This window comes from Patiriisocius sp. 208BN25-11 (genome assembly GCF_058147145.1).
Genome location: NZ_JBYVJY010000001.1, coordinates 176,311 through 191,428 on the forward strand (window position 1 = coordinate 176,311; position 15,118 = coordinate 191,428).

The window sequence follows — 15,118 nt, forward strand, 5'->3', positions numbered from 1 at the left end:
TTTATTGCAAGCTTCCTAAATGTTCTAGCACAGTTTCTCTATAACTTCTACTAATAGAAATTGCTTTTCTAGCGATAGTAATATGTTCGTTGGTATAACTATCTATTTTAGCAATGGCTACAATAAAAGAACGATGAGTTCTTAAAAATTGTGATTGGGGTAATTTCTCAAACACATGTGTCATGGTTTCTCTGGTAATTAACACGGTATCTTTTAAGTGGATTTTCAAATAATCCCCGCAGCCTTCTATATACTGTATGGCATCAAAATCTACTTTTACCATTTTACGGTCACATCTAAAAAAGGTAAAATTTTGAATTGACGCAGCTGGACTAGCAGATTGTGTTTTTTTAAATTTAGAGACTGCTTGCATTAAGCGTTCTAGAGAAATTGGTTTCAATAGATAATCTATGGCTTGCACATCAAAGCCTTCTAGAGCGTATTCTCTGTAGGCTGTCGTAAATATAATTGCAGTATTGCCTTGTATAGCTTTAGCAAACATAAGTCCGGTGACCTCTGGCATATTGATATCCAGAAAAATAAGATCAATCTTTTGCTTGCTTAGTTCCGAAAAACCTTCGGCTGCATTTTTACAACTTGCTACCACCGCTATCGAATCAATTTTAGAAAGATGACTTTCTAAAATATCTCTTGCCGTTGGTTCATCATCAATAATAAGTGCAGTATACATAGGCTATTAAATTATTGAAATTTTTAAAGACACTTCATACCAATCTGTGGTGTTGTTGACGTCTAAGGTGTAGGAATTTGGGTACAATACATCCAATCGTTTTTTTGTAGTTGCAATTCCCAAGCCATGACTTTCTTTGTGGTTTTGATTGGGTACGACTGTATTTTTTACATCTAACAAGATGTGTTGTCCGTCACATTTCAGAAAAACAACAACTTCCATCAACTCCGAAATAGGAGCTCCATGTTTAAATGCATTCTCTACAAAAGCCATAAACAACATAGGAGGCACCATAATTTCCTGATGGACTTCTTTGGTAAAAGTCACCTTTAACGTGTCACGAAAACGCACCTGTTCTAGACCAATATATGCATCAATATAATTGATTTCTTCGGAAATATGAACGCTCGTTTTATCTGTCTGATGCAACATATAATCTAGCATTGCCGACAACTTCAAAATAAGCTCGGGAGTATCTTTAGATTTTTTTAAAGCAAAGCCATAAATGGTATTTAAGGTATTGAATAAAAAATGCGGATGAATTTGCTGTCTCAGGTAATACAACTCCTTTTCCTTTAATTGAAGCTTTGTCTCTAGTACTTTATTTGCTAATAATTTATTATTTGTTTCGGCGGTATAATGATACCGAAGCAACTGAATAAAACTCACCACACCAGCCACTAAATAAACGAGTATAACGATAAAAATAATGTTCCGTGTAAGCAAAGGCATATCATCAACTTGCTGTTTTGACAACAAGACAAACAAGATAAAATTGATCAATAAAATAACATACACAGAGCTTATAATGGTTGCTATGCTATACAAGACAAAAGCAGTATATTTTTTTACTATGAGATAGTTAGGAATTAACACATAGGCAAACACATAGGTAACCGCCATAGCAATTGGTAGTAAACTGCTAGAAAACCAAAAAATAAAATAAGTATCACTACTGGCATAACTAAAAAAGTACACAAAAAACAACCACACCAATATCCAAAACAATAAATGTAATGGCGCGTATTTAAATTGCTGTAAGAGTGCTTTCATGTGGAGCAAAGTTCCATAAATTTAAGAAACAAAGTCGTTTTATAAGACAGATAACGTATTTAGATGCTTTACTTGCATACATTGAGTGCCTTTTGCAATACTAGGTGTTATTTTGGGTAGATAATGACTTAAAACAGACACTCATCGTTTTCTATATTTTAAAACCAACTATCGCAGTAGTTTTGATACCATAACCATTTAATTTAAAATAATATGATTTACTTTTCAAGCATTATTACAGACGGCGGACCCGTGTTTATGATTCCATTAGTACTACTCATACTAGTAATTCTAGTACTATTTGTACTCGCGTTAACGGGTAAACAAGAACACTCAAAAACATCTAAACTTATTGGGCATATTAGCTTATTTGCTATGGTTTGGGGATTTTTAGGCTCTACCATAGGCCTCATAACAGCCTTTGATGCTATTGAAGGAGCTGGAGGCGTGTCTCAACCAATGATGGCTTCTGGACTTAAAATTGCACTCTTAACCACACTATTTGGATTTGTTACTTTTTTAATAGGGAGACTATCAATAATTATACTTTCCGTAATAGAAAAAAAATAAAAATGAACGTATTTAAAAAGACTACTCTTGTAATTTTTACTCTTTTAATCTGGACTGCATTTATTGGTTATGGGTTTATAAGCGGGTTTCTACTAAAATCCATTTCTTCCAAAAACACCTCAGAAGCGTTTATTAATGCTATAAAAAGAAATATAGACGATGTGTTTGTTGGTAACTTAGCATTGACAATCATAGAAGACGGTGAAGTCTCCAGCAGTTATTTCTATTCTATTGATAAACCCATAAATGAAAACACAATTTTCCCCGTAGCATCAGTCAGTAAATGGGTAACCTCTTTTGGTGTCTTAAAACTGGTGAAACAAGGAAAATTAAATTTAGACACCCCTATTGATAACTACCTTACGAGGTGGCATCTTCCAGAAAGCGAATTTGATAATAAAAAAGTTTCTATTAGAAAACTGCTCTCACATTCGTCTGGTCTAATAGATGACCTTGGCTATTCCGGTTTTGCAATTAACGATACAATACAGACCATTGAAGCATCATTAAACAAAGCTTCAGATGCACCTTATTCAGAAGGAGTTGCAAGAGTAGGTTATGAACCTGGCAGCAAGTATATGTATTCTGGAGCTGGATACACCATACTACAATTAATAATAGAGGAAGTTACGGGGAAATCATTTCAGAAGTATATGAAACAAGAAGTATTTGAACCCTTGGGAATGAAAAACTCTACTTTCATTTTATCTGATGTATCATCCCCACAGTTAGTCAATATATATAAAGACGATGGAACAATAAGACCCCCTAAAAAATTTACTGCACTTGCAGCAGCTTCATTGTTAACCACGTCGGCAGATTTAACAAAGTTTCTAAAAGCAAATATTTCTAACAATCATGTTCTACAAGAAAAAACAATCAAGGAGATGAGCGTACCAGAAACATTTATAAATGATATAGGAGTTTACGGATTAGGACCACATCTTTACAGTCAGAATGATAAAAACTCTACCATTATTGGTCATGACGGAAGCGGTGGAAATGCTCTTAACACAGCGGCACGTATTAACCTTAGTTCAAAAAATGGGATTATTGTTCTAGAAACAGGCAATCACAGTTTAGCATCAGCGATAGCTGACGAATGGATTTTTTCGGAAGCAGGAATAGCAGATTATGTAGTCATGCAAAGAAATAAGCCATATATACTGAGCGTATTAGTAATAGGCTACATCACTATTATTGGAGTTTTTATATTTATCTTCAGGAAAAAACATAAAAAATCCCTCTCCATTTAAATGAAGAAGAATTTCAATATATGCTTCGGAAAAATTAGTCATTGAACTAGTATTTCCGAAGTATTAAATACTATCTTTTTGCTGCTGCGCGCTGTTCTCTTGCAAGCAATGTGTTTTTTAACAACATAGCAATTGTCATAGGTCCAACTCCTCCAGGAACTGGCGTAATATAACTTGCCTTTTTACTTACGGTGTCAAAATCTACATCGCCAACAATTCTGTATCCTTTCGGTCTAGACTCATCTTCTACACGAGTAATCCCTACATCGATTATTACAGCGTCATCTTTTACCATTTCTGCTTTCAAAAAGTTTGGAACTCCTAATGCCGAAATAATGATATCTGCCTGACTTGTAATTTGTGTAATATTTTTGGTGTTACTGTGCGTTAGCGTTACCGTACTATTTCCTGGCCATCCTTTACGACTCATTAAAATACTCATAGGACGTCCTACAATGTGACTTCTACCAATAACTACGGTATGTTTTCCTTTGGTATCTACATCATAACGCTCTAGTAATTCAAGAATACCAAAAGGTGTTGCAGGAATAAAGGTCGACATATCTAGCGCCATACGCCCAAAATTTTCTGGGTGAAATCCATCTACATCTTTACTTGGATCTACGGCCATTAACACACGTTGGGTGTTAATTTGTGGAGGCAAGGGTAATTGAATGATAAAACCATCTATGTTATCATCTTGATTAAGCTCTTCAATTTTATCTAACAACTCTATCTCACTTGTGGTGTGTGATAATCGAACCATGGTAGATTCGAAACCAACACGCTCGCAAGAACGGACTTTGCTTCCAACATAGGTCAAACTAGCACCATCATCCCCCACAATTACAGCAGCTAAATGCGGTACTTTTTCACCCGCATCTTTCATTTTTTGCACTTCTGCAGCGATTTCGTTTTTAATATCGTTTGAAACTTTTTTACCGTCGAGTATTGTCATATTTTTTTAGTATGCAGTGGCAGTGGCAGCGGCAGTTTTAACTGTTCACACCAAATTTACTTGGGTTATTAATCATATAATTTATGAGCTTTCCAACTTCTAAACTCATTAGATGTAACTCATTTTTATTTTCTTCTGAAATATAGTTACAGGATAATGCAAAATCTAACCAAACCTGAGTTTTTGAGTTTTCAGCATCACTGTCTGTAAGCTTACTTATAAAATGTTTTTTGTTTAATCTCTTTCGATATGCTTCTGCAATATTCGCACAAACTGATCTTGAACTTCTTCTAATTTGATCGGTTAGTGAGTATGTTTACTCTTTAGGAAATTGTTTTGACAGTTCAAAAATTCGCATTGATACATCAAATCCTTTTTCGTGAGCTAGCAAATTTTTAAAACTCATTACTATTTATAATAAAATCAAAATACTACTGCTACTGCGAACTGCTACTGTTGACTTTTATCTAATACTGCCAACTAAAACCTAGCGCATTTTCCCCATCATCTGCATCATCTTCTTTCCGCCGCCGCCTTGCATCATCTTCATCATCTTACTCATCTGGTCAAATTGTTTCAACAACTGGTTTATTTGCTGTACAGAAGTACCACTACCCTTTGCAATACGTTTTTTACGACTTGCATTTATAGTAGCAGGAACAGATCTTTCACCAGGCGTCATAGAATGAATAATAGCTTCAATATGCTTAAATGCATCATCATCTATATCAACATCTTTAAGGGCTTTTCCAGCACCTGGTATCATTCCAACCAAGTCTTTCATGCTACCCATTTTCTTTACTTGATTGATTTGCTTTAAGAAATCATCAAACCCAAATTGGTTTTTAGCAATCTTCTTTTGTAGCTTTCTGGCTTCTTCTTCATCAAACTGTTCTTGGGCTCTTTCTACTAAAGAAATAACATCTCCCATCCCCAAGATCCTGTCTGCCATACGTTCTGGATAGAACACATCAATCGCATCCATTTTCTCTCCAGTACCAATAAACTTTATAGGCTTATTGACAACACTCTTAATTGAAATAGCAGCTCCACCTCGTGTATCACCATCTAATTTGGTAAGAATTACCCCGTCAAAATTTAATCGATCGTTGAAGGCTTTTGCTGTGTTAACAGCATCCTGACCAGTCATAGAATCTACCACAAACAATGTCTCATCTGGAGAGAGTGCTCGGTGCACATTCTCTATCTCCTGCATCATCTCTTCATCTACTGCCAAACGACCTGCAGTATCGACAATGACTACATTATGTCCGTTAGCCTTTGCATGCGCCACAGCTTTAGTGGCGATATCAACAGGGTCCATATTTCCCTCATCACTAAATACCTCAACACCAATTTGATCTCCAACAACATGCAATTGGTTAATCGCGGCTGGACGATATACATCACAGGCAACTAATAAAGGTTTTTTCGTTTTCTTTGTTTTAAGATAATTGGCAAGTTTACCAGAAAAAGTAGTTTTACCACTACCCTGCAAACCAGACATCAAAATAACACTAGGCGATCCTTTTAAGTTAATCCCTGCAGCATCACCACCCATGAGTTGGGTAAGTTCATCTTTTACCAATTTCACCATTAACTGGCCAGGCTGTAAGGTCGTCAACACGTTTTGACCTAACGCTTTTTCCTTTACGGTTTTGGTAAATTCTTTAGCAATCTTAAAGTTTACATCGGCATCCAAAAGGGCACGACGCACTTCTTTTAAGGTTTCGGCAACATTAACTTCTGTGATGCTTCCGTGTCCTTTGAGGACGTGAAGTGCTTTATCTAACTTATCACTTAAATTATCGAACATAGGGTGTTATTTTATGCAGCATCTTTCTCGAAAATTTCGAAAGATTGAAGCGCAAATATACTAATTGCATAGGGAGTTTCAAAGCAGCTCAGCTATTAAAAGTGTAGAATTTTACTTCGGAAATATGAGTATTCAAAAGCCTTTTAAGTGTATCTTTAATGCACTAAAAACAACCTAAAATTTCAGTTATGAAACACCTCTTTTCATTTTTATGTATCGCAGTATGCATAGGCTCCTTTTCGTTAACAGCCCAAAACACAATTATTCATGCAGGAACCTTATTGGACGTTCCAGGATCCTCACCGAAAACGCAACAAACACTTGTTATAGAAAAAGGAATCATAAAAGAAGTAAGGAAAGGTTATCTAAAGCCATCACAGCTTGGATTAGAAAACTCTAAAACAACAATTATTGACCTCAAAGACAAATTTGTAATGCCGGGGTTTATAGACATGCATACACACATCACAAATGAACGTAACCCCAGTGCAAACCCACATGAATGGACTACCCTAGAAGAAGCAGATGCAGCTTACAAGGCAATTCCGTATGTAGAACGTACCTTAATGGCTGGATTTACAACCGTTAGAAATTTAGGAGGTGACCCGCATGTGATGAATGCCCTAAAAAGAGCTATAAAAAACAACCTTATTGTGGGGCCCTCGATTATGGCATCCAATGGAGCTGTTTCTGCCACAGGCGGACATGGTGATTTTCATGGCTACAATGATGCCATTCATGAAATGGTAGGACAAGATGTGAGTATATGTGACGGTAGTGATGATTGTAGAAGAGCCGTAAGAGCACTTGTAAAATCAGGCTCCGACGTTATAAAAATAACAGCAACTGGCGGTGTATTAAGCAACACAGCAGCAGGTGTTGGGCAGCAATTAACCAATGACGAGATGGAAGCTATTGTTGCTGCTGCTGCAAGCCTTGGAAGAAAAGTAGCAGCACATGCACATGAAGCCGATGGGGTAAATGCGGCATTAAGAGCTGGTGTACATTCTATAGAACACGGTTCGTACCTCAACGATGAATCTATTAAACTCTTTCAAAAAACAGGTGCTTATTTGGTACCAACACTCCTGGCTGGTGTTTCTGTGTATGAAGAACTTTCTGTAAACCCCAACATCCCACCTGCGATTATTGAAAAAATCAAAAAGGTGGCTCCAGTGGTAGAAGCCTCTTTTAAAAAAGCACTAAAAGGAAATATCAACATAGCATTTGGAACCGATAGCGGTGTAAGCAAACATGGCACCAACGCACGTGAATTTGAACTCATGGTACAATACGGAATGGACGAAAACCAAGCGATTAAAACGGCTACTATAAACGCAGCTACATTACTTGGAAAAGAAAAAACTATTGGGACTTTAACCCCAGGAATGCAAGCAGATATTGTGGCAACCAACGAAAATCCGTTAGAGGACATTTCAGTATTAAAAAACATTGCTTTTGTAATGAAACAAGGAGACGTCTACAAGGAATAATACAAATTACAGGTAAAAGAGAAAGCCGTTTTGATATGCAACAAAACGGCTTTTCTCATAGCAATCTAGAGAGTAACCAATAACCTCTCATAAAGTATAACAAGTTACCTACCAAAATACCACTACATCCAAAATAACTTTTTTTTACATAGTTTTACGACCCCACAATTATGGAAAAAGAAACAACTATTTGTAAAGAACAAGCCTTCGATGCTGTTTATAAAACACATGTACAATCGTTGCGAAATTTTATGTTTTTTAAGACTAAAGATCGTGATGCTTCCTACGACTTGGTACAAGAAGCATTTTTAAAATTATGGCAAAATTGCGGCAAAGTAACTCCTGGAAAAGCGAAGAGCTATGTTTTTACAATTGCCAACAACCTTTTTTTAAATACAGTTGCTCATAAAAAGGTTCAATTTAAATACATAGAAGGAGCGCAACGCAAATCTGATCATTATTCGCCTGAATTTTTATTGGAAGAAAAACAGTTTGGAGAGAAACTACAAAAAGCGCTAGACAACCTCACCGAATTGCAACGAACTGCTTTTTTAATGAGTCGTGTAGAAGGGAAAAAATACAAGGAAATTGCTGCGATTTATAATATTTCAGAAAAGGCAGCAGGCAAAAGAGTTTTAGATGCTTTAGAAAAATTAAGAGAGACCATAGAAAATTTATAACAATCGAGGTGGTATTTTAAGTAACCAACTGTTATATAGACACAAACAAGAACATGAAGGCGCAAGAATTATTAGAAAAATGGCTCAACAATGAAGCAACTCCAGCAGATATGGAGGTACTCAACGCTTGGCCTGATTTTGAATTGTATAAAAAAATAGATACGCATACCAAGCGTATTGAAGTACCTACACATGATATAGATGCAGGCATAAAAGAACTAAAGACGAATAGCGCTTTCAACGCACCTAAAGAAACAAAGGTTAGAACACTACCAATGCTCTTAAAAATCGCTGCTATTTTTGTTTTAATAGTAGTTTCTTATGTTTTTGTAGCAACAATACCTACCCAAATCAATGCACCATTAGCTAGCATTGAAACGGTAGCTTTACCAGATACTTCAAAAATCACCCTTCAAGAAAATGCAAGTGTAGCATTTAAAAAGTATGGTTGGCTTTTTAATAGAGAGGTGACCTTGGAAGGAGAAGCGTATTTTGAAGTCGCAAAAGGAAAAACATTTACAGTAGCTACCTCAAAAGGAACCGTGCAAGTTTTAGGAACGAAGTTTAATGTGAACACCAAAGACGATAGTTTTATAGTAACTTGTTATGAAGGCTTGGTTACAGTTACCGCAAATGGAGTTACAACAAAGGTTACTCCAGGGAATTCTTTCACATTTGGAACTACAGCTATACAGCATAAGGTGTATACAACCAAGCCTACTTGGATTTTTAATGAAAGTAGTTTTGCAGATGTTCCTTTAGACAACGTTCTAATGGAAATTGAAAATCAATACCAAGTTTCTATACAGACAAATAATATTGATGTAAATTTACGTTATACTGGTAGCTTTACGCATGCAAATCTAGACGAGGCTCTGCGCACTGTTACACTACCTCTTAACCTCAAGTATCGCAAAGATTTAGAAAATGACATACAAATCTATGATCCTAAAAACCAGTAATTATAGTGTACTATGTTACTTCTTTTTAGTTTTTATTTGTATGAGTAAGGGTATTGCTCAAAACCCATTAAAAAAAATTCCTTTTACAGAAGTTGCCTCTTTACTAGAGCAAAAATTTGAAGTTAAATTTTCTTTCAATAGTAAAACAGCGGCCAGAGTAACTATTGACACACCAGATATTTCAAATACTCTTTCTGAAATATTAGAGGTATACACCAAGCAAGATAATATTACTTTTACTGTCATTGGAAAACGCTACATTACAGTTCAATTTCCTAAAAAATATGTTCCTTTTTGCGCTACCTTTATTGAAACACAGTCTGGCAAGCCCATAAATGCGATCCTAACCGACACCAATAATAAGAGATATGTTGTTTCTAAAAGCGGTGTTTTATCTATTGATAGCATTGCAGATGATGAAATATTACAAGTGTATGTCAATGATCTATATGTAAAAGACATTCTGGTCTATGAATTTCTCAAAAACACAACCAATTGCCCCTTTGTTTTTATTACTACCAATTATGTAAACAAGCTACCAACAGTAACCCTTAAAAGCTACATTACCAAAGGAATTGACAAAACAAACAAAGGAGCAATTACCATAAAAAACAAAGATTTTAAAATTCTCCCTAGTCTGATTGAACCCGACGTACTCCAAATTGCACAAGTGATACCAGGTATCGAAAGTTATGATGAAACTGCTTCTAATATTAATATTCGTGGAGGCGCAAGCGATGAAGTAAATATTCTTTGGAATGACATACGCATGTATCAAACTGGGCACTTCTTTGGACTCATCTCTGCTTTTAATCCTAACTTAATAGACAATGTACTCATCTATAAAAACGGAACACATCCTAGATACAGTGAAGGTGTTTCGGGGGTAATACACATGTACCCAACCAATACAATATTGCCAGAAATAGATGGAGGTGTTGGCGTAAACCTTAGTAGTGCTAACGCATTTGCGAAAATTCCAATTTCAAATACATTTGCCTTGCATGCTTCAGGAAGGACTTCTATCAACAACGGCATTGGGAATCCTATTTACAAATCTTTTTTTGAACGCACCTTTCAGAATACAGAAATTACCAACTTAAATAACAATACTACAGAAGCAGTTCGAACTACCAATGAAGACTTTAATTTTTATGATATTAGCATTTCTGCACTTTGGGATATTTCTCCAAAAGACCGTATCAATTATCATTTTATGACCATTAATAATGCGCTTCAATTTACAGAACGATTATTTATGGATGGCATTTCTACGGCAACTTTTAATGAGGTAAAGCAGAACACATTATTAGGAGGTTTTAATTACCAAAGAGATTGGAACTCAAAACTAAGTACTGCGTTACATTATAGCGCAAGCACCTATAAAGCAAGTGCTAACAATAGACAAATTGAAATAATTACCGAAGCTTCACAAGCAAATGAAGTGAAAGAACAAACCATAAAATTTGATGCCAGTTATCGTATCGATGATCAATTTTCTCTAGAAGCCGGATACCAATACACAGACACATCTATCGAAAACAGCCAAGTGTTACCATCGAGCTCCATTCCAACTACAAACAATTCTAGTTTAATCACAAATGGATTTTACCTGCAGGGTATTGCAGCTTTTTTTGATGACAAAACGCTAGTCACACTTGGGGGCAGAATGACCAATCTATCGTCTTTTGACACTCAAATAGAACCTAGACTTACCCTATCTCACAAAATTAAAAAAAATTGGAATACGTTTCTAGCAGCAGAAAGAAAACACCAAAGTGTATTACAATTTACAGCAAATGAAAACCAAATTTTAGCCATCGAGAACAAACAATGGTTTATTGCAGATGGAACCACAAATCCATTAGTAAAGGGCACTCAAGTATCACTTGGATCAGATTTTTCAGAAAACAAATGGACACTTAGTGGGGAAGGTTTTTACAAAAAAGTAGACGGCATTAACACTCAAAATCTTGGCTTTCGAAATCAATTACAAAACACACAAGCTATTGGAGATTATACAGCGTATGGAGTAGAACTTTCTGTTGGAAAACAAATCAATAATCTGAGTACTTGGTTGAGTTATAGTTACACTAACAGCAATTACACATTTGCATCTTTAAATCCGCAAGAATTCCCTGCAAACTTTAATGTCGCACATGCACTCAATGGCATTGTCACGTATACACTAAAAAATTTCACATTTTCTGTTGGTGCTAATTACCATTCGGGACTTCCATTTACGACACCTATTAATGATACTGCTATTACAACAGATGGCACTTTGCAAATACAATACAATACTCCAAATAACGCAACCCTGAAACCCTATTTTAGAACCAATGTTTCTGGAGTGTATGAAGCAAAACTAGATGACACCTTTAGCACCCGAATTAACGTAGCCTTGCTTAATATATTTGATACCAGAAATGAGTTGGCTAGTTATTTCCAAGTAGAAACAAATCCAGAAGGAACTGCAACTATTAATCGCATCGATCAATTCTCTTTAGGTTTTACACCAAATGTTTCGTTACAGTTGTTGTTTTGATAGGGCTTTGTTATGTAGTCTACGACAAACTCAGACTGACAAACTTTTTTTAACTTCAATTTCGAACAAAACACCCCTTTAGTCCCGAAGCTTCGGGAGGGAAAAGTTTTTACTTAGATTTTTGCAACTAACTGAGAAATCGCCCCTCAAAGGGAGAATCATTTTCTTTGAGATTTGTAGAATCTATGAAACGCTACCATTTGTGCCTCGGCCGCCGCCATAGGCTTTTGCCGACGGCTGTCCGTTAAAGCTTCAACGACACGCGGAAGGGCTAGGGAAAAGCGTTGCAATTTCAACCCTACATCCTTGCTGGCACTTGAATTCCTAATAAAGAAAAGGCTGTTTTAATAACATCCCCAACCGCAGCGCATAAGGCAATTCTAAAATCCTTTTCTTCTTTGTTTTCTGCAGCAAAAATGGGTACGTTTTGGTAAAATGAGTTAAAGATTTTTACCAAATCGTAGGTGTAGTTTGCAATTAATGCCGGACTGTAATTTGACGCCGCTAACTGAATGGTTTCAGGAAACAATTGCAAAGTTTTAAGTACTTCTTTTTCTTTAGCATCTAATGCTACATTAGCAATAGTAGCGGTATCGGTTCCAGCTTTTCTTAAAATAGACTGAATACGTGCATAGGTATACTGTATAAAAGGCCCAGTATTTCCTTGGAAATCTACGCTCTCTTCTGGGTTAAACAAAATACGTTTTTTAGGATCTACTTTCAAGATGTAATATTTCAAGGCACCCAAACCAATGGTTTTGTAAAGCGCTTCTTTTTCTTCTTCTTTAAAGTCGTCGATCTTTCCTAACTCCTCCGAAATGGTTTTCGCCGTAGCCGTCATGTCTTTAATTAAATCGTCTGCATCGACCACCGTACCTTCACGAGATTTCATTTTTCCGCTAGGTAAATCAACCATACCATAACTTAGATGGAATAAATTTTCGGCCCAGGCAAAACCAAGTTTTTTCAAGATTAAAAACAACACTTGAAAATGGTAATCTTGTTCATTTCCTACCGTATAAATCATTCCCGTAATGTCTGGATAATCCTTTACACGTTGTATGGCAGTTCCAATATCTTGCGTCATATACACCGCCGTTCCATCTGCACGCAATACGATTTTACGATCTAGTCCCTCGTCTGTTAAATCGCACCAAACAGAACCATCTGGATCTTTTACAAACACACCAGATGCCAATCCTTCGGCAATAAACTCTTTCCCTAGTAAATAGGTATTGCTCTCGTAATAATTTTTATCGAAGTCTACTCCTATGGCTTCATAGGTGGCATCAAAACCTTCGTATACCCAGCCGTTCATGGTCTTCCACAAATCAACTACGGCTGTATCACCCGCTTCCCATTTAAGGAGCATGTCCTGAGCTTCTAGCAATAAAGGAGCTTGTTTTTTTGCATCTTCTTCGGAAATTCCCTGTGCTACTAACCTTGCAATTTCCTTTTTATATTCTTGATCAAATCTCACATAATAATCCCCTACTAATTTATCCCCTTTCTTTCCAGAAGTAGCTGGAGTTTCATTGTTTCCAAACCGTTGCCATGCCAACATACTTTTACAAATATGGATTCCACGATCGTTTATGATTTGTGTTTTGTATACTTTTTTACCACTTGCCTTAACAATTTGAGCCACACTGAAGCCTAATAACACATTTCGTACATGACCTAAGTGTAGAGGTTTGTTAGTATTGGGAGATGCATACTCCACCATCACGGCATCGGCACTAGGTGGAATGGTACCAAAGGTGTTCCAGTCACTAATATTTCCGAAGAACTCTAAATAATAAGCATCACTTAACACAACATTCAAAAAACCTTTCACCACATTAAATGCTGTAACATGTGCAACATGTTCGACCAAATAGTTTCCAATAGCTTCTCCAATAGCCACCGGATTTCCTTTTACCACACGCAGCATTGGGAAAACAACCACGGTGATATCGCCTTCAAAATCTTTACGTGTTGCTTGAAACTCTACCGTTTCAAGGTCTGCTTGATATAGATTTTTAATAGCTTCTTTAACTTTTTGACTAAGGATCTCTTGTAAGGTCATGGCTTTATTTTGAAGGTGCAAAGATAGTTTTTTTAACCTTTTTTTGAGAATACTTCTTTGTATCTTTAAGCGAACAACTACCAAAATTTAAAAACCATGACATTAGGAGCATTATCTATTAGTTTAAGTGTAAAAGATATTACCGCATCAAAAGCCTTTTATGAAGCCTTAGGCTTTTCTGTTTTTGGAGGAGCGCTAGAACGAAACTACCTTATTATGAAGAATGGAGAATCGCTAGTAGGTTTATTTCAGGGCATGTTTGAGAACAATATCATCACCTTTAATCCGGGTTGGAATACTAGCGCCGAAACTTTAGAAGAATTTGACGATGTAAGAACCATACAACAACACCTAAAAAAACAAGGCGTAGCCCTAGCAACAGAAGCCGATGAAAGCTCTTCAGGCCCTGCAAGTTTTGTAGTGATAGATCCAGATGGCAATACCATTTTAATAGACCAACACGTATAAAATGCTCGTAAACGTATCGTATAACAACAAACAAATTGCACAGAAAATTGATGCCGAAGTTGGCAAACCCTTTAGCCTGGCAGAACGGTTTAAAAGAAAAGGAATAGGATCTACAAAACTCATTATTACAGAGACGAGTGTTCAAATCCAGAACTTATTGATTCTTGACAACAATCGAAATCAGTGTAATATTGAAATGCGCCCTAATGGCATTATTGTAGGTTTTAGATCTTTGTTAGAGAGTTATGCTTTAGTAATTCCTTATTACAAATTGGTGTTATACAAAGGAAAAGCCGAAGAATACTCCATCTATCGTGACCAGTATTTTTTTAAAATTGAAGCGAAAGCAAAAGATAAAAGCATTCACAGGTTTATGCAAAAAGTCATGGACGCCAAAGCATTAGCAACTCCTACTCGACTCGAAGATTTATAGCTTTTAGTTCTTTTACACTTCACTGTTGCTTACAAAAAGTAAAGGGAAAAACAATTAATAATTTTGTTTCAACATCATTAAAAACAAATGCTATTGTTTTAGCAATTGAAAGTGAGGTTTCA

Annotated in this window: 13 protein-coding genes and 1 pseudogene; 8 read left to right on the forward strand and 6 right to left on the reverse strand. The window is 36.2% G+C overall.

The features are described from left to right. Position 1 precedes the first annotated feature (1 nt). Together ACY2RS_RS00835 and ACY2RS_RS00840 are read right to left on the reverse strand one after the other, a co-directional pair. Positions 2–691, reverse strand: a complete 690-nt coding sequence (locus ACY2RS_RS00835; RefSeq protein WP_490096702.1) for a LytR/AlgR family response regulator transcription factor — start codon at positions 689–691, stop codon at positions 2–4. A gap of 6 nt (positions 692–697) precedes the next feature. Next, the gene (locus ACY2RS_RS00840) at positions 698–1,744 is read right to left on the reverse strand and encodes a sensor histidine kinase (RefSeq protein ID WP_490096703.1); all 1,047 of its coding nucleotides are present in this window, start codon (positions 1,742–1,744) and stop codon (positions 698–700) included. A 213-nt stretch (positions 1,745–1,957) separates the two neighbouring features. Between ACY2RS_RS00840 and ACY2RS_RS00845 the strand changes: the two genes are divergently transcribed. Both ACY2RS_RS00845 and ACY2RS_RS00850 read left to right on the forward strand, forming a co-directional pair. After that, a complete protein-coding gene (locus ACY2RS_RS00845) occupies positions 1,958–2,314 on the forward strand; it encodes a MotA/TolQ/ExbB proton channel family protein (RefSeq protein WP_490096704.1) in 357 nt (118 codons plus the stop codon). A 2-nt stretch (positions 2,315–2,316) separates the two neighbouring features. Beyond that, on the forward strand, positions 2,317–3,570 hold the full coding sequence (locus ACY2RS_RS00850) for a serine hydrolase domain-containing protein (RefSeq protein ID WP_490096705.1): 1,254 nt from the start codon (positions 2,317–2,319) through the stop codon (positions 3,568–3,570). 70 nt (positions 3,571–3,640) lie between these two features. On the opposite strand, the gene ACY2RS_RS00855 is transcribed toward ACY2RS_RS00850, so the two are convergent. The 3 genes and pseudogenes from ACY2RS_RS00855 to ffh form a co-directional block, all read right to left on the reverse strand. After that, positions 3,641–4,528 (reverse strand): bifunctional 5,10-methylenetetrahydrofolate dehydrogenase/5,10-methenyltetrahydrofolate cyclohydrolase, encoded by an 888-nt coding sequence (locus ACY2RS_RS00855; RefSeq protein WP_490096706.1) that lies wholly within the window; start codon positions 4,526–4,528, stop codon positions 3,641–3,643. A gap of 37 nt (positions 4,529–4,565) precedes the next feature. After that, positions 4,566–4,934, reverse strand: a pseudogene (locus ACY2RS_RS00860) (four helix bundle protein). An 81-nt stretch (positions 4,935–5,015) separates the two neighbouring features. Beyond that, a complete protein-coding gene (gene ffh / locus ACY2RS_RS00865) occupies positions 5,016–6,344 on the reverse strand; it encodes a signal recognition particle protein (RefSeq protein ID WP_490096707.1) in 1,329 nt (442 codons plus the stop codon). Positions 6,345–6,532: 188 nt separating this feature from the next. Here ffh and ACY2RS_RS00870 point away from each other — a divergent pair, with 188 nt between their 5' ends. The 4 genes from ACY2RS_RS00870 to ACY2RS_RS00885 all read left to right on the forward strand — a co-directional run bounded on the left by ACY2RS_RS00870 (position 6,533) and on the right by ACY2RS_RS00885 (position 12,027). Beyond that, on the forward strand, positions 6,533–7,837 hold the full coding sequence (locus tag ACY2RS_RS00870) for a metal-dependent hydrolase family protein (protein ID WP_490096708.1): 1,305 nt from the start codon (positions 6,533–6,535) through the stop codon (positions 7,835–7,837). A gap of 170 nt (positions 7,838–8,007) precedes the next feature. Then, entirely contained in the window at positions 8,008–8,517 is a 510-nt protein-coding gene (locus tag ACY2RS_RS00875) for an RNA polymerase sigma factor (RefSeq protein WP_490096709.1), read from the forward strand. 53 nt (positions 8,518–8,570) lie between these two features. Further along, positions 8,571–9,479, forward strand: coding sequence for a FecR family protein (locus ACY2RS_RS00880; protein ID WP_490096710.1), 909 nt, complete (start codon positions 8,571–8,573; stop codon positions 9,477–9,479). Then, positions 9,445–12,027 (forward strand): TonB-dependent receptor plug domain-containing protein, encoded by a 2,583-nt coding sequence (locus ACY2RS_RS00885; RefSeq protein ID WP_490096711.1) that lies wholly within the window; start codon positions 9,445–9,447, stop codon positions 12,025–12,027. Before ACY2RS_RS00880 ends, ACY2RS_RS00885 begins: the two co-directional genes overlap by 35 nt. 298 nt (positions 12,028–12,325) lie before the next feature. Here the strand turns inward: ACY2RS_RS00885 and argS are convergent, their stop codons facing one another. Further along, on the reverse strand, positions 12,326–14,095 hold the full coding sequence (argS, locus tag ACY2RS_RS00890; RefSeq protein ID WP_490097088.1) for an arginine--tRNA ligase: 1,770 nt from the start codon (positions 14,093–14,095) through the stop codon (positions 12,326–12,328). A gap of 96 nt (positions 14,096–14,191) precedes the next feature. Between argS and ACY2RS_RS00895 the strand changes: the two genes are divergently transcribed. Further along, on the forward strand, positions 14,192–14,563 hold the full coding sequence (locus ACY2RS_RS00895; RefSeq protein WP_490096712.1) for a VOC family protein: 372 nt from the start codon (positions 14,192–14,194) through the stop codon (positions 14,561–14,563). Position 14,564: 1 nt separating this feature from the next. Continuing rightward, the gene (locus tag ACY2RS_RS00900) at positions 14,565–14,996 is read left to right on the forward strand and encodes a hypothetical protein (protein ID WP_490096713.1); all 432 of its coding nucleotides are present in this window, start codon (positions 14,565–14,567) and stop codon (positions 14,994–14,996) included. The last annotated feature ends 122 nt before the right edge of the window (positions 14,997–15,118 follow it).

Excerpts from the sequence above, each read along its gene's own strand:
- ACY2RS_RS00835 (WP_490096702.1), bottom strand. The coding sequence starts at position 691 with ATGTATACTGCACTTATTATTGATGATGAACCAACGGCAAGAGATATT.
- ACY2RS_RS00840 (WP_490096703.1), bottom strand. The coding sequence starts at position 1,744 with ATGAAAGCACTCTTACAGCAATTTAAATACGCGCCATTACATTTATTG.
- ACY2RS_RS00845 (WP_490096704.1), top strand. The coding sequence starts at position 1,958 with ATGATTTACTTTTCAAGCATTATTACAGACGGCGGACCCGTGTTTATG.
- ACY2RS_RS00850 (WP_490096705.1), top strand. The coding sequence starts at position 2,317 with ATGAACGTATTTAAAAAGACTACTCTTGTAATTTTTACTCTTTTAATC.
- ACY2RS_RS00855 (WP_490096706.1), bottom strand. The coding sequence starts at position 4,528 with ATGACAATACTCGACGGTAAAAAAGTTTCAAACGATATTAAAAACGAA.
- ffh (WP_490096707.1), bottom strand. The coding sequence starts at position 6,344 with ATGTTCGATAATTTAAGTGATAAGTTAGATAAAGCACTTCACGTCCTC.
- ACY2RS_RS00870 (WP_490096708.1), top strand. The coding sequence starts at position 6,533 with ATGAAACACCTCTTTTCATTTTTATGTATCGCAGTATGCATAGGCTCC.
- ACY2RS_RS00875 (WP_490096709.1), top strand. The coding sequence starts at position 8,008 with ATGGAAAAAGAAACAACTATTTGTAAAGAACAAGCCTTCGATGCTGTT.
- ACY2RS_RS00880 (WP_490096710.1), top strand. The coding sequence starts at position 8,571 with ATGAAGGCGCAAGAATTATTAGAAAAATGGCTCAACAATGAAGCAACT.
- ACY2RS_RS00885 (WP_490096711.1), top strand. The coding sequence starts at position 9,445 with ATGACATACAAATCTATGATCCTAAAAACCAGTAATTATAGTGTACTA.
- argS (WP_490097088.1), bottom strand. The coding sequence starts at position 14,095 with ATGACCTTACAAGAGATCCTTAGTCAAAAAGTTAAAGAAGCTATTAAA.
- ACY2RS_RS00895 (WP_490096712.1), top strand. The coding sequence starts at position 14,192 with ATGACATTAGGAGCATTATCTATTAGTTTAAGTGTAAAAGATATTACC.
- ACY2RS_RS00900 (WP_490096713.1), top strand. The coding sequence starts at position 14,565 with ATGCTCGTAAACGTATCGTATAACAACAAACAAATTGCACAGAAAATT.